General features: G+C 66.9%; 20 protein-coding genes and 1 tRNA gene. 10 read left to right on the top strand and 11 right to left on the bottom strand.

Annotation, left to right across the window (positions count from 1 at the left end; translation table 11 throughout):
* Positions 1-18: 18 nt before the first annotated feature.
* Complete coding sequence (locus OR16_RS11935; protein ID WP_006158219.1) at positions 19-1578, bottom strand: acyl-CoA synthetase; 1560 nt, start codon at positions 1576-1578, stop codon at positions 19-21.
* 144 nt (positions 1579-1722) lie between these two features.
* On the opposite strand from OR16_RS11935, the gene OR16_RS11940 reads away from it, so the two are divergent.
* The 3 genes from OR16_RS11940 to OR16_RS11950 all read left to right on the top strand — a co-directional run bounded on the left by OR16_RS11940 (position 1723) and on the right by OR16_RS11950 (position 4914).
* On the top strand, positions 1723-2736 hold the full coding sequence (locus OR16_RS11940) for an AraC family transcriptional regulator (protein WP_006158220.1): 1014 nt from the start codon (positions 1723-1725) through the stop codon (positions 2734-2736).
* 111 nt (positions 2737-2847) lie between these two features.
* Positions 2848-4023, top strand: a complete 1176-nt coding sequence (locus OR16_RS11945; RefSeq protein ID WP_006158221.1) for an ABC transporter substrate-binding protein — start codon at positions 2848-2850, stop codon at positions 4021-4023.
* Positions 4024-4044: 21 nt separating this feature from the next.
* The gene (locus OR16_RS11950) at positions 4045-4914 is read left to right on the top strand and encodes an NAD(P)-dependent oxidoreductase (protein WP_006158222.1); all 870 of its coding nucleotides are present in this window, start codon (positions 4045-4047) and stop codon (positions 4912-4914) included.
* Between the two features lie 19 nt (positions 4915-4933).
* Here OR16_RS11950 and OR16_RS11955 read toward each other — a convergent pair whose 3' ends face one another.
* Positions 4934-5863 (bottom strand): alpha/beta hydrolase, encoded by a 930-nt coding sequence (locus tag OR16_RS11955; protein WP_006158223.1) that lies wholly within the window; start codon positions 5861-5863, stop codon positions 4934-4936.
* A 240-nt stretch (positions 5864-6103) separates the two neighbouring features.
* Here OR16_RS11955 and OR16_RS11960 point away from each other — a divergent pair.
* Together OR16_RS11960 and OR16_RS11965 are read left to right on the top strand one after the other, a co-directional pair.
* Positions 6104-6188, top strand: a tRNA-Leu gene (locus OR16_RS11960).
* Positions 6189-6630: 442 nt separating this feature from the next.
* A complete protein-coding gene (locus tag OR16_RS11965; RefSeq protein WP_006158224.1) occupies positions 6631-7203 on the top strand; it encodes a type 1 glutamine amidotransferase family protein in 573 nt (190 codons plus the stop codon).
* A 54-nt stretch (positions 7204-7257) separates the two neighbouring features.
* Here the strand turns inward: OR16_RS11965 and OR16_RS11970 are convergent, their stop codons facing one another.
* A complete protein-coding gene (locus OR16_RS11970; RefSeq protein ID WP_006158225.1) occupies positions 7258-8163 on the bottom strand; it encodes an adenylate/guanylate cyclase domain-containing protein in 906 nt (301 codons plus the stop codon).
* Positions 8164-8237: 74 nt separating this feature from the next.
* Positions 8238-9269 carry a patatin-like phospholipase family protein gene (locus OR16_RS11975; protein WP_006158226.1) on the bottom strand — a complete coding sequence of 344 codons (1032 nt, stop codon included), beginning with the start codon at positions 9267-9269 and terminating at the stop codon, positions 8238-8240.
* Between the two features lie 564 nt (positions 9270-9833).
* On the opposite strand from OR16_RS11975, the gene OR16_RS47685 reads away from it, so the two are divergent.
* From OR16_RS47685 to cls, 5 genes are all read left to right on the top strand, one after another.
* Complete coding sequence (locus OR16_RS47685; protein WP_337459830.1) at positions 9834-10349, top strand: hypothetical protein; 516 nt, start codon at positions 9834-9836, stop codon at positions 10347-10349.
* Positions 10238-11401: a TrkA C-terminal domain-containing protein gene (locus OR16_RS11980; protein WP_337459831.1), complete on the top strand. Its 1164-nt coding sequence runs from the start codon at positions 10238-10240 to the stop codon at positions 11399-11401. The genes OR16_RS47685 and OR16_RS11980 overlap by 112 nt, the downstream gene beginning before the upstream one ends.
* 121 nt (positions 11402-11522) lie before the next feature.
* A complete protein-coding gene (aspT, locus tag OR16_RS11985; RefSeq protein WP_006158227.1) occupies positions 11523-13208 on the top strand; it encodes an aspartate-alanine antiporter in 1686 nt (561 codons plus the stop codon).
* Positions 13209-13345: 137 nt separating this feature from the next.
* Positions 13346-14947 carry a bifunctional aspartate transaminase/aspartate 4-decarboxylase gene (locus tag OR16_RS11990; protein ID WP_043419425.1) on the top strand — a complete coding sequence of 534 codons (1602 nt, stop codon included), beginning with the start codon at positions 13346-13348 and terminating at the stop codon, positions 14945-14947.
* Between the two features lie 120 nt (positions 14948-15067).
* Positions 15068-16564, top strand: a complete 1497-nt coding sequence (cls, locus tag OR16_RS11995) for a cardiolipin synthase (RefSeq protein ID WP_237717032.1) — start codon at positions 15068-15070, stop codon at positions 16562-16564.
* An 887-nt stretch (positions 16565-17451) separates the two neighbouring features.
* Here cls and hutG read toward each other — a convergent pair.
* From hutG to OR16_RS12030, 7 genes are all read right to left on the bottom strand, one after another.
* Positions 17452-18267, bottom strand: a complete 816-nt coding sequence (gene hutG, locus OR16_RS12000) for an N-formylglutamate deformylase (protein WP_006158230.1) — start codon at positions 18265-18267, stop codon at positions 17452-17454.
* A 125-nt stretch (positions 18268-18392) separates the two neighbouring features.
* Complete coding sequence (locus OR16_RS12005; RefSeq protein ID WP_006158231.1) at positions 18393-19793, bottom strand: formimidoylglutamate deiminase; 1401 nt, start codon at positions 19791-19793, stop codon at positions 18393-18395.
* Positions 19790-20992 (bottom strand): imidazolonepropionase, encoded by a 1203-nt coding sequence (gene hutI / locus OR16_RS12010; RefSeq protein WP_006158232.1) that lies wholly within the window; start codon positions 20990-20992, stop codon positions 19790-19792. The genes OR16_RS12005 and hutI overlap by 4 nt, the downstream gene beginning before the upstream one ends.
* A 73-nt stretch (positions 20993-21065) precedes the next feature.
* Positions 21066-21674, bottom strand: a complete 609-nt coding sequence (locus OR16_RS12015) for a HutD/Ves family protein (RefSeq protein WP_006158233.1) — start codon at positions 21672-21674, stop codon at positions 21066-21068.
* The gene (gene hutU / locus OR16_RS12020) at positions 21671-23392 is read right to left on the bottom strand and encodes a urocanate hydratase (protein ID WP_006158234.1); all 1722 of its coding nucleotides are present in this window, start codon (positions 23390-23392) and stop codon (positions 21671-21673) included. Before hutU ends, OR16_RS12015 begins: the two co-directional genes overlap by 4 nt.
* A 97-nt stretch (positions 23393-23489) precedes the next feature.
* The gene (hutH, locus tag OR16_RS12025; protein WP_006158235.1) at positions 23490-25070 is read right to left on the bottom strand and encodes a histidine ammonia-lyase; all 1581 of its coding nucleotides are present in this window, start codon (positions 25068-25070) and stop codon (positions 23490-23492) included.
* A 76-nt stretch (positions 25071-25146) separates the two neighbouring features.
* Positions 25147-25450, bottom strand: a 304-nt coding sequence (locus tag OR16_RS12030; RefSeq protein WP_006158236.1) for a UTRA domain-containing protein, incomplete at its 5' end; no start/stop codon positions are given.

Genomic DNA, 25450 nt, shown 5'->3' on the forward strand with positions numbered 1-25450 from the left:
GTATTGCGTATGGATGAATCAGCTCACCTGCCGCTGCTGCCCTTCCCAGAAGGGCTTGCGCAGTTCGATCTTGAGGATCTTGCCGGCGCCGGACAACGGCAGCGCGTCGCGGAACTCCACGCTGCGCGGGCATTTGTAGCCCGCGATCAGCGTCTTGCAGTGGTCGATGAGTTCGCCAGCCGTGGCGGACGTGCCCGGCCTGCCCACCACCACGGCGTGCACGGCCTCGCCCCACTCGGCGCTCGGGACGCCGATCACGGCGCTGGCGACCACGGCGGGATGCTGGGCAAGCGCGTTCTCCACCTCGGCGGAATACACGTTCTCGCCGCCGCTGACGATCATGTCCTTCAGGCGGTCGACAATGAAGATGAAACCGTCCTCATCCATGTAGCCGCCATCGCCGGTGTGCATCCAGCCGTCGCGCACGGCAGCGGCATTCTCTGCCGGCTTGTTCCAGTAGCCTTGCATCACGGTGGGCCCGCGCACCGCCACCTCGCCCACGGTGCCGCGCGGTACTTCGCAGCCTTCGCCGTCGACGATGCGGACTTCGGAGGTGTAGCTGGCGCGGCCGGCGGCGCGCAGCTTGCCTTGCGCGCGCCCCTCGGCGGTGTGATACCAGGCGGGGTTGATGGTCGCCAGCGGCGACAGCTCCGTCATGCCGTAGGCCTGCACGAAGCCAACGCCCGGCAGCGCGGCCATGGCGCGCTCCAGCACCGCTTCGGAGATCGGCGAGGCACCATAGATGATGGCCTGCAGTGCGCTCAGGTCGCGCGGCTTTTTCATCGCCGGGTGATCGACCATCATCTGGATCATGGTCGGCACCAGCAGCATATGGGTCACGCGGTCACGCTCCAGCGTATCGAGCACCAGCTCGGGGTTGAACGCCGGGATGATCGCGTGCGTGTTGCCCTCCATCCATTGCGGCATCGCCAGCCCCATGTCGGCCAGGTGGAACATCGGCGCGGCGTGCAGGTAGGTGCCGCCTGGCGTGGCCAGTCCCTCCGCGCGCAGTGCCAGGCCAGAGGCACACAGGTTGGCGTGGCTCAGCATGACCCCCTTGGGAAATCCCGTGGTGCCGCCCGTATAGAAGATGCCGGCGAGGTCCTCGTCGCGCCGCACGGCATCGGGTACTGGCGCGGCATTGGCCAGCAGCGCCTCGTAGCCGTGCATGCCGGAAGGCACTTCGCCGTCGCCGCAGTAGATCAGTTCGCGCAGCGTGGCGGCGTCGCGGCGAAGCTGCACCGCGAGCGCACGGAACGTCTCGTCGACCAGCAGGATGGTCGAGCCCGAGTCGTCCAGCGAGTACAGGATCTCCGCCGCCGACCAGCGGGTGTTGCAGGGGTTCAGCACGCCGCCGGCCCAGGGCACCGCCATCTGGTACTCAAGGAAGCGGTCAGAGTTCAGCGACAGCATGGCAACGCGGTCGCCGCTTTGCATGCCCAGCTTGCGCAAGCCGCCAGCCAGGCGCGCCACGCGCTCGGCCAGCTGGCGGAAGCTGCGCTGGCGCTCGCCATAGCGCACCGCGATGCGCTCCGGGTGTTGTTGCACTGCACGATGCAGGGCTTGCGTGAGGTACATGGGTGTCTCCGTCGCGTTTCGCGAAAGCGTTGGCGTCTTGTATTGTTTGTGCTGCCCATGGTAGAAACGCGCGGCTGAGCGTGCAATTGCGCATCGCCCCGAATGCATGGCAGAAGACCTCAATCCACCACGCCCGCCCGATCCATGCCGCCTCCCCCGGTCACCATCTCGATCGCCTTAGTGCACGGCATGCTGGCCGGGGTGCGGGCCCGCGGCCAGTCCTGCGACGTGTACCTGGCCGACGCCGGCATCGCGCCCGACCTGCTCCGGGAAGCTGGCGCGCGCGTCACCGCGGCCCAGTACATCGCACTGTTCCGCTCGCTGATCGACCGCCTCGGCGACGAGGGCCTGGGCTTGCTGTCGCGCCCGCTCAAGCCTGGCAGCTTCGCCCTGACGGCCCGCTCGGCGCTCGGCGCGCGCGACCTGGAGACGGCCATCCGGCGCATTGCGCGCACCTTCCAGCTGGTGCAGGACGACGTTGAGCTGGTGCCGGTGCGCGAGGCGGACCTGGCCGGCCTGGCCCTGCACTTCACCCACACCGCGCCGGCACGGCCAGGCTTCCTGGACGAGATGCTGTTGCGCGTGTTCTGGCGCCTGCTGGCCTGGCTGGCCGGCGGGCAACTGCCGGCCGCGCGCTTTGACTTTGCCTTCGAATGCCCGCCGCATGTGGGCAGCTATGGCAAGGTCTTTCCCGCGCAGCTGAATTTCGGGCAGGCGCGCTCGGCCATCTGGTTCGACGCCGCCCGGCTCGAGAGCCCGGTGCGCCGGGACGAGGCCGCGTTGCGGGACTTCCTGGCCCAGGCGCAGGCCAATGTCATCATGCCGCGCCGCCGCGAAGAGATGACCAGCGCGCGCGTGCGCGGCCACCTGCAGCTCACGCAACCCGCCTGGCCCGACCTTGCCGCGACCGCCGACGCGCTGCATATGTCGACCTCCACGCTGCAACGCCGCCTGGCCACGGAAGGCACCTCGTTCCAGGCGCTGAAGGACGAGCTGCGCCGCGATATCGCGATCGTCCGGCTGAACACCTCCACGGTGCCCCTGGCCGCGCTGGCACAGGAACTGGGATTTACTGACAGCGCGGCATTCCAGCGCGCGTTCAAGGCGTGGACCGGCAGTGCGCCGGGAACGTATCGGCGCGGCGAGAGCGGTAGCTAGCCGCCGCCGATCTACAATTGCCGATGCATGGTGGCGGCGAATTCCGGGAGGGGATGCGCCAGGCCAACAACACAAAAAACAAGAAACGCAAAAACACAGAGGAGATTGCCCGTGCCCCACCCGCTCAACCGCGCCACCCTGCTGTCCGCCGCCCTTCTGCTCGCATCGTTCGCCGCCCTGCCCGCCCACGCCGACATCCGCGTGGGCATCGACGTCTCCACCACCGGCCCGGCCGCCTCGATCGGCATCCCGTCCAAGAACACCATCATGATGTGGCCGCAGACCCTGGGCGGCCAGCGCGCGCAGTACGTGATCCTGGACGATGGCTCCGACCCGGCCGCGGCCGTGCGCAACGTGCGCAAGCTGATCTCCGAGGAGAAGGTGGACGTGGTGGTGGGCCCCAACATCACGCCCACCGCCATCGCCGCGCTGGATGCCGTTGCGGAAGGCGAGACGCCGATGGTGGCGCTGGCGGCATCGGCCGCCATCATCGAGCCGCAGTCGGACCCCAAGCGGCGCTGGGCGTTCAAGATGCCGCAAAACGATTCGCACATGGCTACGGTCCTGACCGAGTACATGAGCAACCATGGCATCAAGACGGTCGGCTTCATCGGCTTCAACGATGCTTACGGCGAGAGCTGGTGGCGCGAGTTCTCCAAGCTGGCGGAGGTGCGCAAGCTCAAGGTAGTGGCCAACGAGCGTTTCTCGCGCAACGATACGTCGGTGACCGGGCAGGTACTCAAGCTGATGGCGGCCACCCCGGACGCCATCCTGATTGCCGGCGCGGGCACGCCGTCGGTATTGCCGCAGAAGACGCTGGCCGAGCGCGGCTACAAGGGCAAGGTGTATCAGACCCACGGCATCGCCACCTGGGATTTCCTGCGGGTTGGCGGCAAGGATGTGGAAGGCACGCTGTTCCCGACCGGGCCGGTGGTGGTGGCGCGCCAACTGCCGGACAGCCATCCGGTGAAGAAGGTGGCGATGGATTTTGTGACGCGCTATGAAGCGAAGTACGGCGCGGACAGCATCACGCAATTCGCCGGCGATGCCTGGGGCGCGTGGATGCTGCTCGACGATGCCGCGCGCCGTGCCGGCACGAGCGGCGCGCAGCCGGGCACGCGCGAGTTCCGCCACGCCATGCGCGATGCGCTGGAGACGACCACCAGCCTGACCATTCCCAACGGCGTGATGAACCTGAGCGCGAAGGACCATCAGGGCTTTGACCAACGCTCGCGCGTGATGGGTGTGATCCGCGGCGGCAAGTTTGCCTACGCGTCAGACAAGTAAGGACATGCAAGGATATTCGAGATGAGCAAGACGACGATTGGCTTTATCGGCCTTGGCGCGATGGGCACGCCGATGGTGCGCCACCTGCTCGCCGGCGGCCACGCCGTGCGCGCCTATGTACGCCGCCCCGAGGCCGCCGACGCGGCCCGCGCGCTTGGCGCCGTGCCCTGCGCCACGCCCGCGCAAGCCGCCCACGGCGCCTCGGTGGTGTTTACCAACGTCACGTCATCGGAAGACGTGCAGGCCGTGCTGCTGGGCGAGCACGGCGTGATCGAAGGCGCGGCGCCGGGCACCATCTGCATCGACCACAGCACCATCTCGCCCATCGTCACCCGCGAGATCGCCGCGCGGCTGGCCGAGCGCGGCATCGAAGCGCTGGACTGTCCCGTCTCCGGCGGCACCGTGGGCGCCGAGGCCGCCAGCCTCACCATCATGGTGGGCGGCAAGGCCGAGATGCTCGAGCGTGTGCGGCCGCTGCTCGGGCTGCTCGGCAAGACCATCACCCACATCGGCGATCACGGCGCGGGGCAAGTCGCCAAGCTGTGCAACCAGATCGCGCAGGTGGTCAATATCGAAGGCATTGCCGAAGCCATGCGCTTCGCGCAGGCGCAGCAGGTAGACAGCGGCCGCGTGCTGCAAGCCATGGCCACCGGCATGGCCGGCAGCCGCATGCTCGACATGATGGGGCCGAAGATGGTCGCCCACGACTTTGCCCCCGGCATCGAAGCGCGTCTGCACGACAAGGACTTCGGCCTGGCCGCCGAGATCGCGCGCCAGCTCGGGCTGGAGCTGCCGGCCATGCAAGCCACCTCGCGCCAGCTCGGCACGCTGATGGAAAAGGGCTGGGGCAAGGACGATACGTCGTCGCTGCTGCGGGTGCTGGAGGGCTGAGTCGCCGGCAGGGGGGCCGCTAAGCCACCCCCATCATCCGCCGCACGGCCAGCAGCAACGGGCTGTCCCTCTCGGCAAAATCATTCATCACGTTAAAATGGTGCCTGCCGGGCATCGGCACATGCGCCGCACCCGGTGCCTGCGCGTTGGCGGGCCAGCCCGCGCGCAGCAGCTCGGTCTGCCGGTGGTATTCGCCCGGCTCCAGCCCGCCCACCGCGGTGACCAGCGGCGCATCCGTGGCCGGCGGCAGGAAGGCCGGCGAGAGCCGGTCGACATCCGCCGCCGACAGCTTCAGGTCAACCTGCAGGAAGTCCGCCCGGCGCAGCGGTTCCAGGTCATGCAGGCCGCTGACCGAGACCACGCCCTTGACCAGGTCCGCCGGCAGATCGCCGCCTACGCGCGGCCATAGCGTGGTGAGCATCATCGCGGCCATGTGACCGCCGACGGAATGCCCGCCCACGAAGATGCGCAATCTGTCGTGACCGAGCCGGCCGGACTCCCGGTACAGCCAGGCCACGCTGCGCACAGCCTGCAGCACGATGGTCGGCACTGTCACCGCCGGGCACAGCGAGTAATTGATCACCGCCACCGACACGCCGCAGTGCGGCAGCGCATTGGCCACCAGGCTGTGGTCGCGCTTGTCCAGTGCGCGCCAGTAGCCGCCGTGGAGGAACACCAGCAGCGGCGGCGGGCCATCGGCGGCGCCCGGCTCGGCCGGGAAGTAATCGAGTTGCTCGTCCGCCGCGTGCGGGCCGGGCTCGGCGCCGGCATAGCTCAGGTCCTCCAGCCAGCCGGCGCGCTGGCGCACCTGGCGCGACAATGCCGCCCAGTGGGCCATGTGGACGGCGTTGTCCGGTACGTTGGCCCGGTTGTTGTATTCGCGGGCATAGAAGGCGGGATCCTGCGACGGCAGCTGCGCAAGGCTGGCGAGGGAGGGCTGGGTGGACATGTGGCTCCAGGGTGGATGGGAGAAACCGGGCAGCCGCCACGGCTGCGATCATGCTAGCGAGTTCGCGCAGCGCCAGATATCGACAACTTCCCGGATACCGTCCCCATCGCCCGGACGCACCATGGCCTCGGATGGGGCGCGATTGGGCCAGTTGTGGCCTGGCAGGATTTGCGGCATAATTCCCGGCTCAGCACCGTGCTGGCACGCCGGACTCCCGGCAAATCCGCCAGCACCCACTCAGCCCGGGTGGTGAAACAGGTAGACGCAGGGGACTCAAAATCCCCCGCCGCAAGGCGTGTCGGTTCGAGTCCGACCCCGGGCACCATCTTCAGTAATGCCTTGAAATTAAAGGGGGTTTTCCTCACCCCGACTCGATTCTCGGCACGCCGCTACAAACACCAAGCATCCGGTTTTTCCCGCAATTTTTCCGCAGGCGGGCTTCGGAAACACATACCACCCGTTCCATACGCCTTCCGATTCGTAGCGCCAATCGGGAAACGCGCCCTCCCATCTTGCCTAGCCTCGGCCAGCGTTCACGGTCCTGCCGCCTCTCCAGCGCCATTGCGTTGCACCTGACGTCCTGTGAGCAGGCACAAATTGAAGCCCCGTGGACCAAGCTCGAGTGCCTTTTCGTACAGGGCTTCGGCTGCGTCGCAGTAGCCAAACACTACTGACAGGAACTGACAGTCACGTCCATTACTCTTTGGGCTCCTGCGGGAAGGACGATTCCCCAGGCATTGATCAGCAGCATAGAGAAGGACACTCCAATGACACGTGCCATTACTATTCTTACCGAGAACTTTTCCGATTGGGAAACCGCCCTGATCAATTCCGCTGGCCGTGCTTACTACGGCTTCGATACGCGCTTTGCCACCCCCAGCGGTTCCCCGGTCACCTCCTCCGGGGGCATGGTGGTCTCCCCGCACTTGGCGCTCGAAGCCATCCAGCTCGATGCGCTTGACCTGCTGATCGTATGTGGCGGCACCATCTGGCGGACCGATCAGGCCCCAAATATCGCAGCCCTGGTTGCCGCGGCCCATGAAAGGAACATCATCGTCGCTGGCATCTGCGACGGTACCCGTGTGTTGGCGCAATCGGGCGTGCTCGATCACCTCCGGCATACTTCCAATTCGGCGGAAAACCTGGCGGAACTGAACTATGGTGGAGCCGCCTACTATCAGGATGTCCCTTATGCGGTTGCCGATCAGCGCGTCGTCACCGCTCCCGGTACCGCCCCGGTCAGCTTCATGGCCGAAATCTTGCGCACCTTAGGCATAAGCGACGAAAACCTCAAAGCTTACCTGGCGATGCACGCTGCCGAGCACAGCAAGCCTGCCTAGACAGGGGTATCCCTCGCTTCGTCACGCGTTTCCGAGCCGTACCGTGCTTGGAAACTAAGCCGGAAAAAACTCGATCCGCTCCCCCACGCCGGCCATCGACTGCCCGAACGTAATCCAGCCGTGCCCTCTGAGCGCGACTTCGTCACGGCGCAGGATGATTTCGTCGTCGCCGTCGATGGCAACATGGGTGCCATTCGAGCTTCGGTCGATCAGCATGTATTTGCCCGCGCGGAACTCGACCGTGGCGTGGAACCGCGATGTCTGCGGATCCGCGACGACGATCGTCATCGCGGCGTCGCGCCCGATCGTGACCGGCGGCGAGGCGCCGTTCATGCGGACCTCCGTTTCCCGGTAGCGCAGCGTTAGCGCAGCGGCTCGGATCGCGCGCTGGCTTGTGTCGGCGAGAACGGTCATGTCGGCGTTCTGCTGCCATATCGCTTCGAACAATTCCACGGGCGCTTCCTTGCCGCGCACCTGAATCGGGTAGAGATAGCGCATCACCTGGCGCAGGCTTGCCGGCAAATGCGCCACGGCGTCCTTGCTGGTGATGATCTGCCCCTGCGATGCGAGCTTGGCGAGGCGCGCGGCAAGGTTCACCGTGTCGCCGAACACATCGCCCGATGCATCGCTCAAGATCGGGCCGTGGTGAAAGCCGATATGGATCGCCATGGGCAGGCCGGATACCGGCGGCAGTTCGGTAATCGCCACTTGCATATCGAGTGCAGCCAGCATGGCATTTTCGGCGGACGGGAACAACACCATCACTTCGTCCCCGATCGTCTTCACGACCCGGCCTTGCTGCGCCGACGAACAGGATTTCATCAGGGCAAGGCACTGCCCGATGGCGCCGAAGGCAGCCGCGTTGCCGGCCTTCTCATACAGCTTTGTGCTGCTGCTGACATCAGCGAACAGCACGGCGCCGTCTGAGTGGGACTGCGCAGGTATCGATTCCCGGTCCATATGCGTCTCAACCTGTTTGCTCGCTGCGCGCCTCGCATGGCGCCCTGCACTGATGGTAGTACGCGGCTGAACGCTCAAAGGAATGTTTCAGCGATATCGATCGAGGAGCGCTGGCCGAGTGCGTCGAAGTTTGCCGCGAGCCAGGCGTCGGCCCGCTCGCGCCCGAGTGTGAACATGCCGCGCAGGAAGGCCCAGTCCGCGTTGAACTTGCTGGCCGCGCCCAGCCGCGCCATCTCGGCTTCGGCATCGATGCTGTGGATCAGCATGCGGCGGTAGTGCGCCGGGTCGAGCGCGCCTTCATCGATCAGCCGGGTGATGAACTCGATGGCGCGCATCTCGCGCATCAACGAGGAGTTGAAGCTGAGCGTGTTGATCCGGTCCAGGATTTCGCGTGCCGAGGTCGGCACCTGGGGAATGTGGATCGGGTTGAGGCGGATGATCAGCACATCGCGGCTGTCGGTCTCATAGATCAACGGATAGATCGGCGGATTGCCCATGTAGCCGCCGTCCCAGTAGTACTCGCCGTCGATCTCCACGGCCTGGAACAGCGCTGGCAGGCAGGCCGAGGCCATCACGGCCTTGGCGCAGACCTCGGCCGTGCTGAACACGCGGATGCGCCCGCGCAGCACATTGGTCGCGCACAGGAACAGCTTGACGCTCTTGCTGTGCCGCAACACCTCGAAATCGATGGTCTCATCCAGGATGTTCTGCAGCGGGTTGAGGTTGCACGGGTTCAGCTGGTAAGGCGAATAGAAGCGCGTGAGATGGTCGAACATCATCCAAGCCGGCGACATCTCCATATGGCCGCCGCCCATCAGCTTGTCCAGCCAGGTGGGTTGCAAGGGGCTCAATTTCGCGCAGTCCGAGACCTTGCGCCAGCACGTCTCGAGCGCCTGGCGCGCGCCTTCCGGCCCGCCGCTTGCGAGGCCATAGGCGAGCACGGTGGCATTGACCGCGCCGGCGCTGGTGCCGCTGATGCCATCGATCCCGATGCGCTTGTCCTCCAGCAGCCGGTCCAGCACGCCCCAGCTGAATGCCCCGTGCGTGCCGCCCCCTTGCAACGCGATATTGATGCGGCGAATCGCGGGGAGTTGATTGGCTTGCATGGTGGCCTCCGGTTTCTGTGCCTCTGCGCCTCGGTACCGCAGTCCTTCCGTGTTGGAGAGCGGCTCCGGCTGAGCGAGCGTGGAACACCTTCGTATGGTAGATGCGGGGGCGCGCCAGCGGGGCATGCAGGAAGGCGCGGGCGTCATAGCGGACATCGCGCAGCCCGGGCAGTTAGGACGGCGCGCTTGCGTCCGGTCCAATCCGCGGTGGCGTCATCGCTAGAGCCTTCCGCCGGATGCCCGCCGATCAAGTGGCCCATTGCGCATAACCATGCATCCAGGCCAAGAGATGCAGCCCGATTGCGCGATGCGCGCCGACCAATTGCCGGCCAATCGCCGGCCCATCGGCCGCACTTGCGGCGCACCCCCAATGCACATTGACACCGTTTAAATCACAAACAAAAGCTTTCAGCACGCATGCCAAGTGGCGGCAGTGATAATGGCCCACGCCGAATCTGCGCGGTGCCCGCAGGGAAGGATCGCGGGCCGACGCCCGCGCCACGATCCCGTTGCGCCGGCACCCCGTGGACCCTGTGATTCCTCTCTGACAGCCGCCGCTGCTCCATGGAAACCATTGTCCACCTGTTAGCCACGCAACCCGAGATTGCCCTGTTCCTGGCGCTGGCCGTGGGGCACGCCGTGGGCGCGGTCAAGGTGGGGCCGTTCCAGTTCGGCGGCATCTGCGGCACGCTGATTGCCGCGCTGGTGATCGGCCAGAGCGGGGCGCGCATCGACACCGATGTGCGCAACGTCTTCTTCGCCTTGTTTATCTTCGCGCTGGGCTTCACCGGCGGCCCGCAATTCTTTGCCAACGTGGCGCGCAGCTGGCGCATCGGCCTGCTGTCGGTCGTCGAGGTCGCCGTGGTGCTGGCGCTGATGGCGCTGGCGGTGGTGGTGTTGAACCTGGACCAGGGCACCGCGGCGGGCTTGCTGGCCGGGGGTTCACCAGCCAGCTGGCGCCACTGCTATTGCGCATCAACCTGCGCGAGTCGGCCGCGGCGCTGTGGCATCGGCTCGGTGGCGAGTCCGATATGGGCGAGCGCCAGTACAGCGCGCTGCCGCGCCTGGTGGGACGCGTGATCGAGGTACGGACCGCCGCGGGCCAGACTGTGCTGGCGGCCGAGCAGGCGGTGGCGCTGGGCGTCACCATCCGGCGTATCCGGCGCGACGGCCATACCTTCAAGCCATCGCCCGACGAATTGCTGCGGGCCGGCGACGTGGTGCTGGCGTATGGACGGCGCGACGCCATGGTGCCCTTCATGCAGGCGGTGGGCATCGAGCTGCCCGAGGCGCCGGAAGCCGCGGGCGAAGCCAGCATGGACCTGGTGGCGCAAACCGAGCAGGACGTGTTGCTGACACGCCGCGAGGCGAGCGGCCAGACGCTGTCCGCGCTGCGCCGCATGGCGGATGTGGGCATGGGGCGCGGCGTGTACATCGACGCCATCCGGCGCATGGAGCGGCCAATCCCGCCGTTGCCAAACACGGTGCTCGAGCGTGGCGATGTGGTGAGCCTGAGCGGCCCATCCGAAGCCGTGGAACGGGTGGTGCCGGAGCTGGGCTATCGGGTCGTGCCCACCATCAAGACGGATTTTGTGTTTCTCGGCATCGGCGTGCTGCTGGGCATGTTGCTGGGCAGCCTGAGGCTGAAGGTTGGCGGCGCGGAGCTGACGCTGGGCACCGGTGGCGGCTGCCTGGTGGCGGGCCTGGCCTTCGGCTGGCTGCGCGCGCGGGTGCCGCTGATGGGCTCGCTGCCGTCGCCGGCGGCGGAGATCCTGAAGGATTTCGGGCTGGCCACGTTCATCGCGGCGGTGGGCCTGTCGGCCGGACCGGACGCGATCAAGCTGGTGAAGACCTATGGCCTGGCGCTGCCGGTTGCCGGCATCTTGATTTCGATCGTGCCGGCCGCGTTGTCGCTGCTGATCGGCCACTGGTGGCTGAAGATCGAAGCCCCGATCCTGCTTGGCGCGGTCGCCGGCCAGCAATGCAGCACGCCGGCGATCATGGCGCTGACCAATGCGGCGGGCAACAGCACGCCGGTGATCGGCTACACCATCACCTATGCCATCTCGAACGTGCTGCTGCCGTTGATGGGGCCGATCGCGGTCGCCGTGGCCGGCGCGCTGGCGCACTGATCGCGCACGGCCCGCGGGCGGCATCGGTTCCCGCCCAGCGCGCGCTGCCGACACCCCTTACCTGATTCATTAGTTCATTGATTCACCGATTCATCGATTCATCAAGCAGCAGGAGCAAACTATGGAGTGGTTGCACAACATCTTCCAGAAGTCCCCTGAAGCGGCGTTATTCCTGTCGCTAGCCGTAGGCTACGCCATCGGCAAGATCAGCTTCGGCCGCTTCCAGCTGGGCGGCGTGGCAGGATCGCTGCTGGCCGCGGTGATCATCAGCCAGGTGGGCGTGGAGATCGACAACGGCGTCAAGGCGGTGATGTTCGCGGTGTTCATCTACGCCGTGGGCTACGAGAGCGGGCCGCAGTTCTTCAACTCGCTCAACCGCAGTTCGCTGCGGGAAATCGCCATGGCCGTCTTCATGGCGGTGGTGGGGCTGGCTACCGTGGTGATCCTGGCCAAGCTCTTCCATCTCGACAAGGGGCTGGCCGCGGGCCTGGCCGCCGGCGGCATGACGCAGTCGGCCATCATCGGTACCGCGGGCGACGCCATTACCAAGCTCGGCTTGCCGCCCGACCAGGTGAAGCTGCTGCAATCGAACGTGGCGATCGGCTACGCCGTGACCTATGTGTTCGGCTCGCTCGGCGCCATCATCGTGTGCGTGAACATCCTGCCGCGCTTCATGAAGTCGGACCTGAAGACCGATGCCAAGAAGATCGAGGCCGCCATGCACGGCGGCACGCCGCAGTTCGGCCCGGGCCAGCGCGGCGCGCTGCCGCGCCTGGTGGGGCGCGTGTTCCGCGTGGCCGGCGCCACCGGCAAGACCGTGGCGGAGATCGAGACCAAGGGCGAGGATCTCGTCACGGTCGAGAAGGTAATGCGCGACGGCAAGCCGCTCGAAGTCAAGCAGGACCTGGTGCTCAAGGCCAACGACCTGGTGCTGATGGTGGGTCGGCGTGACGCCATGGTGCCCACCGCGACGGTGATCGGCGAGGAAGTGGCCGATGCCGACGGCATGGGCGTGGTGATGCAGACGCGCCGCGCGGTGTTCACCCACAAGGACATGAACAACAAGTCCATCGCCCAGATCATCGGCATGGTGGAGCGCGACCAGCGGCACGGCGTGTATATCGAGCACATCGAGCGCTACGACCATCCGCTGCCGATCCTGCCCGAGCTCAAGCTGCAGCACGGCGACATCCTCACCTTCTACGGCACGCCTGCCGACACCGCGCGCGCGGCCAAGACCGCCGGCTACGAGCTGGTGCCGAGCGAGAAGACGGACTTCGTCTACTTCGGCGCCGGCGTGCTGGTGGGGCTCTTGATCGGCCTGCTGGTATGGCGCGTGGGCTCGATCCCGCTGACGCTGGGCTCCGGCGGTGGCGCGCTGCTCTCCGGCCTGGTGTTCGGCTGGGCCCGGTCCAAGCACCCGATGTACGGCGCCATGCCGACGGCGGCCTGCCAGTTGCTCAAGGACTTCGGACTGGCGGCCTTCGTGGCCATCGTCGGCATCAACTCCGGGCTGCAGGCGGTGACCACGCTCAAGCAAAGCGGGCTGACCATCTTCCTGCTGGGCGCGGTGGTGACGCTGCTGCCGTTGTTCCTCACCATGCTGTTCGGCCGCTACGTGCTCAAGTACGACAACGCCGCGCTGCTGGCCGGCGCGCTGTCGGGTTCGCGCAGCGCCAACCCGGCCTTCGGCGGCATCCTGGACAAGGCGGAAAGCCCGGTGCCGACCGTGCCCTTCGCCATCACTTACGCACTGGCCAATGTGCTGCTGACCCTGCTGGGGCCACTGGTGGTCGGCCTGGTGTAGCGCGGCGCGCATGCCAGCCAACCGCCGCCCGCGCACAAGCGCTCTTTGCCTTCCCGGACCCGGCCGTGCCGGCTAGGCCCTCCCCAACAAGCCTTACCCCTGGAGCCTGTCATGACCCCAAACCTGACCTTTCCAAGCTGGCGAACCTCTCGCCCTTCGAGCTCAAGGACGAGCTGATCAAGCTCGCCAGCAGCGACGCCGACCGCATGATGCTCAATGCCGGGCGTGGCAATCCGAACTTTCTCGCCACCGTGCCGCGCCATGCCTTCTGGCAGCTCGGCCTGTTTGCCATGCGTGAATCCGAGCGCTCGTTCTCGTACATGCCCGAGGGCGTGGGCGGCTTCCCGCGCCGCGCGGGCATCGAGGAACGCTTCGACCTGTTTGCGCGCGAGCATGCCGGCACCGAAGGCGTGTCCTTCCTGGCCGGCGCGGTGTCTTATGTGCGCGACCAGCTCGGCCTGGACGCGGGCGATTTTCTCTATGAGATGTGCGAAGGCATCCTGGCCTGCAACTACCCGGTGCCGGACCGCATGCTCAAGCTGTCCGAAAAGATCGTGGCGCAGTACATCCGCAAGGAGATGATCGGCAATCATCCGTTCACGGGCAAGTTCGACCTGTTCGCGGTAGAGGGCGGCACCGCCGCGATGACGTACCTGTTCAACACCCTCCGCGAGAACCACCTGCTCAAGGCCGGCGATACGATTGCGCTCGGCATGCCGATCTTCACGCCATACATCGAGATCCCGGAGCTCAACGACTATGAGCTGCTGGAGCTGTCGATCGACGCGGACCCGAACCAGCGCTGGCAGTACTCCAACAAGGAACTCGACAAGCTGCGCGACCCCAAGGTCAAGGCGTTCTTCCTGGTGAACCCGAGTAACCCGCCGTCGGTGCGCATGAGCGACGAGAGCCTGGAGTACCTGGCCTCCATCGTCGAAGAGCGTCCCGACCTGATCATCCTGACCGACGATGTGTATGGCACCTTTGCCGACAACTTCGTCTCGCTGTTCGCCATGTGCCCCAAGAACACCATCCTGGTGTACTCGTTCTCCAAGTACTTCGGCGCGACCGGCTGGCGCCTTGGCGTCATCGCCACGCACCAGGACAACGTCTTCGACGCGCTGATCGCCAAGCTGCCCAAGCCCCAGCACGACGGCCTGCACAAGCGCTACAACTCCATCACCACCGAGCCGGACAAGCTCAAGTTCATCGACCGCCTGGTCGCCGACAGCCGCACCGTGGCGCTGAACCACACGGCCGGCCTGTCCACGCCGCAGCAGGTGCAGATGGTGCTGTTCTCGCTGTTCTCGCTGATGGACACGCACGACGAGTACAAGGCGGCGATGAAACGCCTGATCCGCAGCCGCAAGGCCGCGCTGTACCGCGAGATCGGCATCGCGCCGGACAACGACGATCCCAATGCCGTGGACTACTACACGCTGCTCGACATCGAGCAGCTCGGCGGCAAGGCCATCGGCCCGGACTTCGTCAAATGGGTGCTCAACTCCGCCGAGCCGGTGGAGCTGCTGTTCCGCCTCGCCGAGGAAGCGGGCGTGGTGCTGCTGCCGGGCCGCGGCTTTGGCACGCGCCATCCCTCCGGCCGCGTGTCGCTGGCCAACCTCAATGAATCGGACTACGTGAAGATCGGCCGCTCGATCCGCAAGCTGTTCGAGGAGTACGTGGAACGGTACAACGAGGCCACGGGCAGCAAGGCGCGCAAGGACGTGACGAAGAAGTAAGCCGTCAGCTCGCGGTGGGCCGATGCCGGCATCGTCCGGCCTCGGCCCGCATCGGCCTGACACGCGCTCGCGCGCACGGCTCTGGTATGGTGGGCGATCCGCCGTCAGCCGCCTAGCCGCATGCCTCCCACTGTCCTTCCCGCATCCTGGGTTGGCCCGCTCCAGGGCGCCATGCCCGTGGACATGTCCTGGTTGTGGCCATCGATCTTCACGCTGGCGGAATGGGCGATCCGCCTGGCCATGCTGGTCTACGTGCCGCAGCGCCGCGCGCCCGCGGCAGCGCGCACCTGGCTGCTGCTGATCTTCTTCCTGCCGTGGGTGGGGCTGCTGCTCTATGCGCTGTTCGGCCGCATCTACTACCCCAAGTCGCGCCGGCTCAAGCTGGCCCGCATCAACCAAGGCATCGCCAACGTCCGTGACCGGGTGGCGCGCTTCGCGCCATTGCAGCCGCTGCCCGCCGCCGTGGCCGCCGACGCGGCCGGCCTGATCGAGCGGCTTGGCTCCTACGCGCCGATGCGCGGCAATGCCGTGACGCTGCTCGACGACTATGACGCGACGGTCGCCGCGATGATTGCCGATATCGACGGCGCCAGGCGCCAAGTCCATCTGCTGGTCTATATCTACGCTGCGGACGCAACCGCCCGCGCCTTTACCGACGCCCTGCTGCGGGCCAGCGCGCGCGGCGTGCGCTGCCGCCTGCTGGTGGACGCGCTGGGCGCGCGCGCTGGCTGGCGCATGTTTGCCGACACGCTGCGCGACGGCGGCGTGGAGGTGGTGCAGGCCCTGCCCATGCGCTCGCTGATGGCCGTGCTCAAAGGCAAGAGCGCGCGCTTCGACCTGCGCAATCACCGCAAGATCATGGTGGTGGACGGCAGCATTGGCTACATCGGCTCGCAAAACGTGATCGATGCCGAGTCGATGCCTGGGCTGCCCAATGAAGAACTGGTGGCGCGCGTGACCGGGCCCGTGGTGGCGGAGTTGCAAGCGGTGTTCCTGGCCGACCGCTACCTGGAAACCGGCGACGGCAACTTCGATCTCGGCAGCTTCCCGCCCATGGAGGCACAAGGCCCGCACATCGCGCAGATGCTGCCCAGCGGGCCGGGCTACGGCACACAGAACGCGCAGATGGCGCTGATCAGCATGATCCACCGCGCGCGCAGCGAAGTGGTCATCACCACGCCCTACTTCGTGCCGGACGAATCCTTCCTGCAAGCGCTGCACCTGGCCTGCTACCGTGGCGTGGCGGTGCACCTGGTGTTGTCGCAACGGATCGACCAGCGCTTCACGCAGGCCGCGCAGGAGGCTTACTTCGGCGTGCTGCTGGACTCGGGGGTGCAAATCCACTTGTACCGCCCCGCTTTCCTGCATGCCAAGCATGTCACCATTGACGATGAAGTTGCCATGGTGGGCTCAACCAATATGGATATCCGCTCGTTCGCGCTCAATGCGGAGGCCGCGCTGGTGATCTATGACCGTGACGTGGTGGCGCGCATGCGGCGGATTCAGCAGCGGTATCTGGCTAATAGTGAGACGGTAGTGCGGGCGGTTTGGCAGCGGCGGCCGCTGCATACGCGGACTTGGCAGAATCTTTGCCGGTTGGCGGATTCGTTGCTGTAGGGAGGGAGGAAGGAAGGAAGGAAGGAAGGAAGGAAGGAAGGAAGGAAGGAAGGAAGGAAGGGAGATGCGACACGTGGCTATGGGGTGCGTCTTTTGCCCCGCTAACGCGGGCGTAGCTCTGTGGGCGGGGTTTTTGTTCTTCTAGCTGCTGGCGCGGCTGTACGGTGTTGGCCGTTTTGGAACGTGTGGGATGTCACTTCTCTTTACTCGTAAAGAGAAGTAACCAAGAGAAAGCGATCCTTGCAGGAGGCTGGCATGGCGTCATTGGGCACCCCAATGGTTTCGTCGTACGGCCCTGGGTTCTAATGGACTCGTGCCGTAACCAGTTCAGAGCACCACGACCCGGCCGATGCCCAGGGATTCGTGGTGGTCCCCCCGGTAGCGGCCACCACGAACTTCAAGCCGTCTGTCGCTCGCGGGGTGACCGGCCACGAAGTTGCAAGCGTTCCGTTCGTCGTGGGCGCGGTGGCACCGGATTGATTGGCCGATGAATTTCGTCACCGCGCCCACCCCACCACGAAACCATCACAGCATGATGTGTCGTGACACACCGAACCGGTAACGGCAGATGTGCGAACGGGCAAGGATTCCGCTACCGTGGGCCCCACCACGAATCCCCGACAGCAGCAGAATCGTGGTGGTCTGAATTGGTAACGGCACGAGTTCATTAAAACCCGGGGCCTGACGACGAAACCACCGGGCTACGCAACCCCGACAAGCCAGCCTCCTGCAAGGATCGCTTTCTTTTGGTTACTTTTCTTTACGAGTAAAGAAAAGTGACATCTCACACGTTCCAAAACGGCCAACACCGTACAGCCGCGACAGCAGCTAGAAGCATCAAAACCCTGCCCCCAAGTGACACCCCCGCGTCAGCGGGGCCAGCAACCTTACCGCGCTTCCACGTACCCCAACACCGTCTCCAGCATCGTCTTCAGCGTAGGCTGGATACGCGTAGCCAGCGCTTCGTCGTAGGCGAAGGGATAGGTCTCGCTCATATAGGCCGACTGCGTCAGCTCCAGCTGCACGGCTTGCACGCCCTGCGCCGGCACCCCGTACTGCCGCGTGATATAGCCACCCTTGAAGCGCCCGTTAAGCACCGAGGTATAGCCAGGCAACGCGCCAGCGATATCCAGCAGCTGGTTGGCCAGCGCGGCGTCACAGCTAGCGCCATTGGCGGTGCCGAGGTTGAAGTCGGTCAGCTTGCCCTCGAAGAAGCGCGGCAGCACCGAGCGGATCGAGTGCGCGTCCCACAGCGCCACGGTGCCGTGCTCGGCACGCAAGCGGGCCAGTTCCGCGGCGAGCGCGCCGTGGTACGGGTGCCAGATGGCATCGCGGCGCGCGGCGATTTCGTCGTCGGCGGGCAGGCTGCTGCCGTCGGCGTAGATCGGCGTCTTGTCGAAGGTATCGACCGGGCACAGGCCGGTGGTGTCCTGGCCGGGGTAGAGATTGGCGTTGTCGGGCGGGCGGTTCAGGTCCACCACGTAGCGCGAGTGGGTGGCCACCAGGATGGAGGCGCCGAGTTCGCGCGCGAAATCGTACAGGCGCTCCAGGTGCCAGTCGGTATCGGGCACGGTGCGCGCCTCGGCGGTCAGCCGATCGGACACGGAGGCCGGCAGGTGGGTGCCCACATGCGGCATCGACACCAGCAGCGGGCGCGTGCCGCGATGCAGGGTGAAAGCGGGGGTATCGGTCGAGAAGGCCATGTTTTCTTGTTTGCTACTTTGCAACGTAAAGGCGCAGGTGCGAATCGATGCGGCCCTGATGCTTGTCAAAGGCTTGTAGGTAGCCTCAAGCATCAGGCCCGCATGGTGCGCCGGGATTCAGTCATTCATTCAGTCAGCAGGCTTGCGCGCGCGGCGGCAAAGCGCTTGCCGGCGTCGGCCTGCAATGCGTGCGTACCAAGCTGCACGCGCGTGCGGCCCGCCGTGCGGACTTCCGCTAGTGTCTCATGCCCATGGTTGGTGAACACATGGACCGCCAGCGCCTGGCTGCCGGACAAGCCCGAGAGCGCGGGATGCGCGCCGTCCAGCACGACGAAATCCGCCTGCTGCCCGACGGCAAGCGCGCCGATAGCCCGGCCCGACGCGCGCGCTCCGCCAAAGGCGGCATCGAGGTACAGGCGATCCGCCACCTGCTTGTGCGCGTCCGATGCCAGCACGTTGCGCTTTTGCAGTGCCAGGCGCTGGCCGTACTCGAACAGCCTCAGCTCTTCGGCCACGCTGATGCTGGCATGGCTGTCCGAGCCAATGCCCCAGACGCCGCCCTGCCCCAGGTAGGGCTCGGCATCGAAGACCCCGTCGCCCAGGTTGGCCTCGGTGGTCGGGCAGATGCCGGCCACCGCGCCGCTATGCGCCAGCCGCCGGCGTTCGTCCCAGTCCAGGTGCGTGGCATGCACCAGGCACCAGCGCGCATCCACCTCGGCATGGTCGAGCAGCCACGCCACCGGGCGCGTGCCCGTGAGCGTGATGCACTCGTCCACCTCGCGCTGCTGCTCCGCGATGTGGATGTGCACGGGCGCTTTTGCGTCCAGCGCGTGCAGGCCCGCCACGGCGTCGGCGAGGCTCTGCGGCGGCACCGCGCGCAGCGAGTGCGGGGCAAGCCCCAGGCGGGCCTGGCCATGGCATTGCGGGGCCAGCCGGCCAAGCAAGGCGAGCATGGCGTCCGTTTCATGCAGGAAGCGGCGCTGATCGGGCACCGCGGGCTTGCCGCCGAAGCCGGCCGTCTGGTACAGCACCGGCAACAGCGTGATGCCGATGCCGGCGGTCCGCGCGGCGCGCAGCAGGCGCAGCGACATCTCGGCGGGGTCGGCGTAAGGCTTGCCGTCCGTGTCGTGATGCACGTAATGGAATTCGCAAACGCTGGTGTAGCCGGCGCGCAGCATCTCGATATAGAGCTGCGTGGCGATGGCCTCAAGCGTATCGGGCGAGAGCCGCAGCGCGAAGCGGTACATCAGCTTGCGCCAGCTCCAGAAGGAATCGCTCTCCTGGCCGTCGGCCAGCGTCTCGCTGCGGGTTTCGGTCAGGCCGGCAAAGCCACGCTGGAAGGCATGCGAGTGCAGGTTGGGCATGCCCGGCAGCAGCGGCCCGGCCGCGCGCGGCACGCCCTGCCCGGCTATCGCGCCGGCCTGCACCGCGGTGAATGCGCCGGCGCCGTCCCAAGCCAGCAGCACATCGCTGGCCCAGCCCGTGGGCAGCAGCGCCTGCGCGGCGAACAGGGTTCCGGCGCTCATGGCTGCACGCCTTGCGCTGGCGTGGCGGCGGGATGGACCTTGCCCTGCCGCACCACGGCGGTGGCGGGATTGCGCCCGAACCAGTAGGCCAGCTCGGCCGGCGAATCGACCTGCCACAGCACGAAATCGGCGGTGCGTCCGGCGGCCAGCAGGCCGTGCCGGTCGGCCGCGCCCAGCGCGCGCGCGGCGTGCGTGGTGACGCCTGCCAGCACTTCGGGCACGGTCAGCCTGAACAGGGTGCACGCCATATTCATCATCAGCAGCAGCGAAGTGACGGGTGACGTGCCGGGATTGTGATCGGTGGAGATCGCCATTGGCACGCCATGCTGGCGCAGCAGCGCGACCGGCGGCAGGTTGGTGTCGCGCAGGAAATAGTAGGCACCCGGCAGCAGGACAGCCACCGTGCCGGACTCGGCCATCGCCATCACGCCAGCTTCGTCGAGATGCTCCAGGTGATCGGCCGACAGCGCGCGGTAGCGCGCGGCCAGCGCGCTGCCGCCCAGGTTGCTGAGCTGCTCGGCGTGCAGCTTGACGCGCAGGCCAAGGCGCTCGGCCGCCTGGAACACACGCTCGGTCTGCGCCAGGCTGAAGCCGACGGATTCGCAGAAGGCGTCCACCGCATCGATGAGACCCTCCTCGGCCAGCGCAGGCATCATGGTGTCGCACACCAGCGTGATGTAGTCGTCGGCGCGGCCCGCGTATTCCGGCGGCAGCGCGTGCGCGCCGAGGAAGGTGGTGCGCACCGTCACGCCGAAGGCCTCGCCCAGGCGGCGCGCCACGCGCAGCTGCTTGCGCTCGCTGGCGAGATCCAAGCCGTAGCCGGACTTGATCTCCAGGGCGGTCACGCCCTCGGCCAGCAGCGGCGCGAGACGCGCGGCGGCCAGCGCGAACAACGTGTCTTCATCGGCGGCGCGGGTGGCGCGCACGGTGGAGACGATGCCGCCGCCGGCGCGTGCGATTTCCTCATAGCCTGCGCCGGCCAGGCGCATGGCGAATTCATCGGCGCGCTGGCCGCCATACACCAGGTGGGTGTGGCAATCGACCAAGCCCGGCGTGATCCAGGCGTTGCCGCCGTCGTGGCGCGGCAGCGCTGCGTACGCTTGCGGCAGTTCGGCCTGCGTGCCGAGCCAGGCGATGCGGCCTTGCTGCACGACCAACGCGGCGTCACGGATTGCGCTGGCGGGATCGCAGTCGGGCAACAGGTGGCAGCGATGCCAGACGCCGTCGGCGGACGGGACGAAGGGGTGGCGGCCTGCGCCGGATTCAGGTTCATTACGGGTTCTCCAACTCCAGTTCCAGGGTGACGCACAGGCAAAGCGCCGGCTCCGACATCGCCTGCAGGCGATACGGCACCGCTACGCCTTCGGCAAACAGCATGCCGTCGTCGCTCGCCAGCACGGCTTGCCCGCCCTGACCAGCGACGCCGTGGCGCCATGCCCCTTCAACCACAAACAACAGCACGATGGGCGCACCGGGCGCAATCGTGAACTCGTCGCGCGCGGCGACCACGCTCGCGCGGCACTGGCCGCGCCGCGTCATCACATTGAAGTCGCGCGTGGCGCCATCCAGCAGCGTGGCCTGCACGCCGCGCTCGCCGGCAAAGGCAAAGGGCTCGCCGACGGTATCGAGGCGATGATCGAAGCTGTCATCGTCGGCCAGCAGGCGCACACCCTCGCCGTCCAGCAGCACGATCTGGCGATCGATGCCGGGGAAGGCGGAGAACGGACCATCGGCGGCGATATCGGCCACGCTCACGCGCCACAGGAATGCGTCCATGCCGGCGCCCGGCGGCCACACCGCGATCTCGCGGGTGACGCCGCCGCCGTTCTTCCAGGGCTGCGCGGCCAGCGCGCCGAGCGAGAAGCGTTCGACGCCGTTCATGCGCCAGCCGCCTTCGGCACCATCGGCAGGTTCAGGCCCTTCTCATGCGCGCAGTCGATTGCGCTTTCGTAGCCGGCATCGGCGTGGCGCATCACGCCGGTGGCCGGGTCGTTCCAAAGGACACGCTCGATGCGCTTGGCCGCGGCGTCGGTGCCGTCGCAGACGATCACTACGCCAGAATGCTGCGAGAAACCCATGCCCACGCCGCCGCCGTGATGCAGGCTGACCCACGTGGCGCCGCCGGCGGTGTTGAGCAGCGCGTTGAGCAGCGGCCAGTCGGACACCGCATCGGAGCCGTCGCGCATGGCTTCGGTCTCGCGGTTGGGGCTGGCAACCGAGCCGCAATCCAGGTGGTCGCGGCCGATCACGATCGGCGCCTTCAGCTCGCCGCTCTTCACCATCTCGTTGAAGGCCAGGCCCGCGCGGTGGCGCTCGTCCAGCCCCACCCAGCAGATGCGCGCGGGCAGGCCCTGGAAGGCGATGCGGTCGCGCGCCATGTCGAGCCAGCGGTGCAGGTGCGCGTCCTCGGGGAACAGCTCCTTCATCTTGGCATCGGTCTTGTAGATGTCCTCGGGGTCGCCCGACAGCGCGACCCAGCGGAACGGGCCCTTGCCGCGGCAGAACAGCGGGCGGATATACGCCGGCACAAAACCCGGGAAATCGAAGGCATTGGCCACGCCCTCGTCAAAGGCGACCTGACGGATGTTGTTGCCGTAGTCCAGCGTAGGCACGCCCATTTGCTGGAAGGCCAGCATGGCCTGCACATGGCCAACGATGGAAGTCCTGGCGGCCGCCTCGACCGACTTCGGATCCGCCGCGCGCGCGGCTTCCCACCGCGCCACGGTCCAGCCCGCCGGCAGGTAGCCGTTGACCAGGTCGTGCGCCGAGGTCTGGTCGGTGACGATGTCCGGGCGCATGCCGCCGGCCTGCGCGCGCTTGACCAGTTCCGGCATGATCTCGGCGGCGTTGCCAAGCAGGCCAACCGAGATGGCCTGCTTGTTGCGCGTGGCTTGCTCGATCATGGCCAGCGCCTCGTCGATGCTGGTGGCCTTCTTGTCGACATAGCGCGTGCGCAGGCGGAAGTCGATGCGCGACTCCTGGCACTCGATCGCCAGCACGCAGGCGCCGGCCAGCACGCCTGCCAGCGTCTGCGCGCCGCCCATGCCGCCCAGGCCGGCGGTGAGGATCCATTTGCCGCAGAGATCGTTGTTGTAGTGCTGGCGGCCGGCTTCGACGAAGGTCTCGAAGGTGCCCTGCACGATGCCTTGCGTGCCGATGTAGATCCACGAGCCTGCGGTCATCTGGCCGTACATCATCAGGCCGGCGCGATCCAGCTCGTTGAACTTGTCCCAGGTGGCCCAGTGCGGCACCAGGTTGGAGTTGGCGATCAGCACGCGCGGCGCGTCCGCATGGGTGCGGAACACGCCCACCGGCTTGCCCGACTGGACCAGCAGCGATTCCTCTTCGCCCAGGTTGCGCAGGCTGTCGAGGATGGCGTCGAAGCACTCCCAGTTACGCGCCGCCTTGCCGATGCCGCCGTACACCACCAGGTCCTGCGGGCGCTCGGCCACGTCGGGATCCAGGTTGTTCTGGAGCATGCGGTAGGCGGCTTCGATCAGCCAGTTCTTGCAGTGCAGCTCGGTGCCGCGCGGCGCGCGGATCTCGCGCTGGCCGCGCAAGGGTGCCGCTTTGGCGAATTGGTGTTCGTTGGCGTTCATGTGGGGTTCTCCTGCCTGTTCAGTTCGGTTCAGCGGTTCAGCGGTTCAGGTTCAGCGGTTCAGCGGTTCAGACGGCGTTTGAGGGTTTGCGCGCGCATCAAGCCACGCCCGCCTGCGACGGCAGCACCTGGCGCACCGACTCGGGCCAACCAGCACCCGCATCGCCTTGCTTCACCCACTGCTTCATCGCCTCGATATCCGGCGCGAAGTAGCGGTCGCCTTCCACGAAGGCCACGCGCTCGCGAATGCGCGCGATCTCGATCTCGACCAGCGGCGAGGATTCCAGCGGGCGGTGGAACTCGATGCCCTGCGCGGCGGCCATGGCTTCGATGCCAACCACCACGGCGGTGTTCTCCGCCATATCGCCCAGGCGGCGCGCGCCGTAGGTGGCCATCGACACATGGTCCTCCTGGTTGGCGGAAGTCGGCAAGCTGTCCACGCTGGCAGGGTGCGCCAGCGACTTGTTCTCGGACGCCAGCGCCGCGGCGGTGACCTGCGCGATCATGAAGCCCGAATGCAGGCCGCCGTCGCGCACCAGGAACGGCGGCAGGCCGGACAGGCCGGAATCGAGCAGCAGCGCCAGGCGGCGCTCGGAGATCGCACCGATCTCGGCGATGGCCAGCGCGATGATGTCGGCGGCAAACGCCACCGGCTCGGCGTGGAAGTTGCCGCCGGAGATCACGTCGCCCTGTTCCGGGAACACCAGCGGGTTGTCCGACGCGGCATTGGCCTCGATCTGCAGCACGCGCGCGGCATGCTGCAGGTTGTCCAGGCAGGCGCCCATCACCTGCGGCTGGCAGCGGATGGAATACGGGTCCTGCACGCGGCCACAGCTCACGTGCGAATCCACGATCTTGCTGCCGTCCAGCAGCGCACGCACGGCGCCAGCCACGGCGATCTGCCCGGCCTGGCCGCGTGCGGCGTGGATGCGGGCGTCGAACGGCTTGACCGAGCCCTTGATGGCTTCGAGCGACAGCGCGCCCGCCACCAGCCCGGCGGCGAAGATGTCTTCGGCGGCGAACAGGCCGGCCAGCGCCAGTGCGGTGGAAACCTGGGTGCCGTTGAGCAGCGCCAAGCCTTCCTTGGGGCCGAGAGTGAACGCGGACAGCCCGGCGTGGGCCAGGCCTTCGGCGGCCGGACGGCGCACGCCGTCGATCATCACGTCGCCCACGCCGATCAGCGTGCACGACATATGCGCCAGCGGCGCGAGATCGCCGGACGCGCCTACCGAGCCCTTGGCGGGAATACAGGGCGCGACGCCCGAGTTGGCCAGCGCCAGCAGCGCCTCGATGATCTCCGGGCGGATGCCTGAGTGGCCACGCGCCAGGCTCACCGCCTTGATCGCCAGGACCAGGCGCACGGTGTCGCTGTCCAGGTCGGCGCCGGTACCCACGCTGTGCGACAGCACCAGGTTGCGCTGCAGCTCGGCCAGCTTGTCGTGCGGGATGCGCGTTTGCGCCAGCTTGCCAAAGCCGGTGTTGATGCCGTAGACCACGGCATCAGCGTCGATGATGTCCTGCACGGTGGCCTGGGACGCACGCACGCCAGCCCACGCGGATTCGTCCATCGCCAGGCGCACTTCGCCGCGATGGATGCGGCGCAGGTCGGCAAGGGTGACGGCGCCGGGCCGCAAGGTCAGCAGCGGGCGGGAAGTTTGGTTGGCTTGGGTGGCGCTCATTTGTATGTCCCTGTCTATACAGCCCGGTTCGTGAGTTGGCTGGTGAATCTGAAGAATCTAACGGCCCGCGTCTGGTTCAGCCGAAGGCCGGGTTGCCATCGGCGCGGAATCGGCTGCCTAGGCGGTAACGGTTGCCTGGGTGCAGGCAACGTACAAAGGTCACGGGGGTGCCGCCCGTCCAGGTACGGCGGGTCAGCAGCAGGCACGGCTGGGTGGCCGGCATTTCCAGTTGGGCGGCCTGCTCCGCCGTGGCGGAGATGGCATCGACCACGTGCTCGATCTGATCATAGGGCACGTGGCGCAGCAAGTATTCGCCCGGCTTCACCGCATCGACGGCGGCGAAATCCTGGTTGATGAAGTCGGGCGCCACGCGCGGGTTC

Origin of the sequence: Cupriavidus basilensis OR16 (assembly GCF_000243095.1) — a bacterium.
GTDB lineage: Bacteria > Pseudomonadota > Gammaproteobacteria > Burkholderiales > Burkholderiaceae > Cupriavidus > Cupriavidus basilensis_D.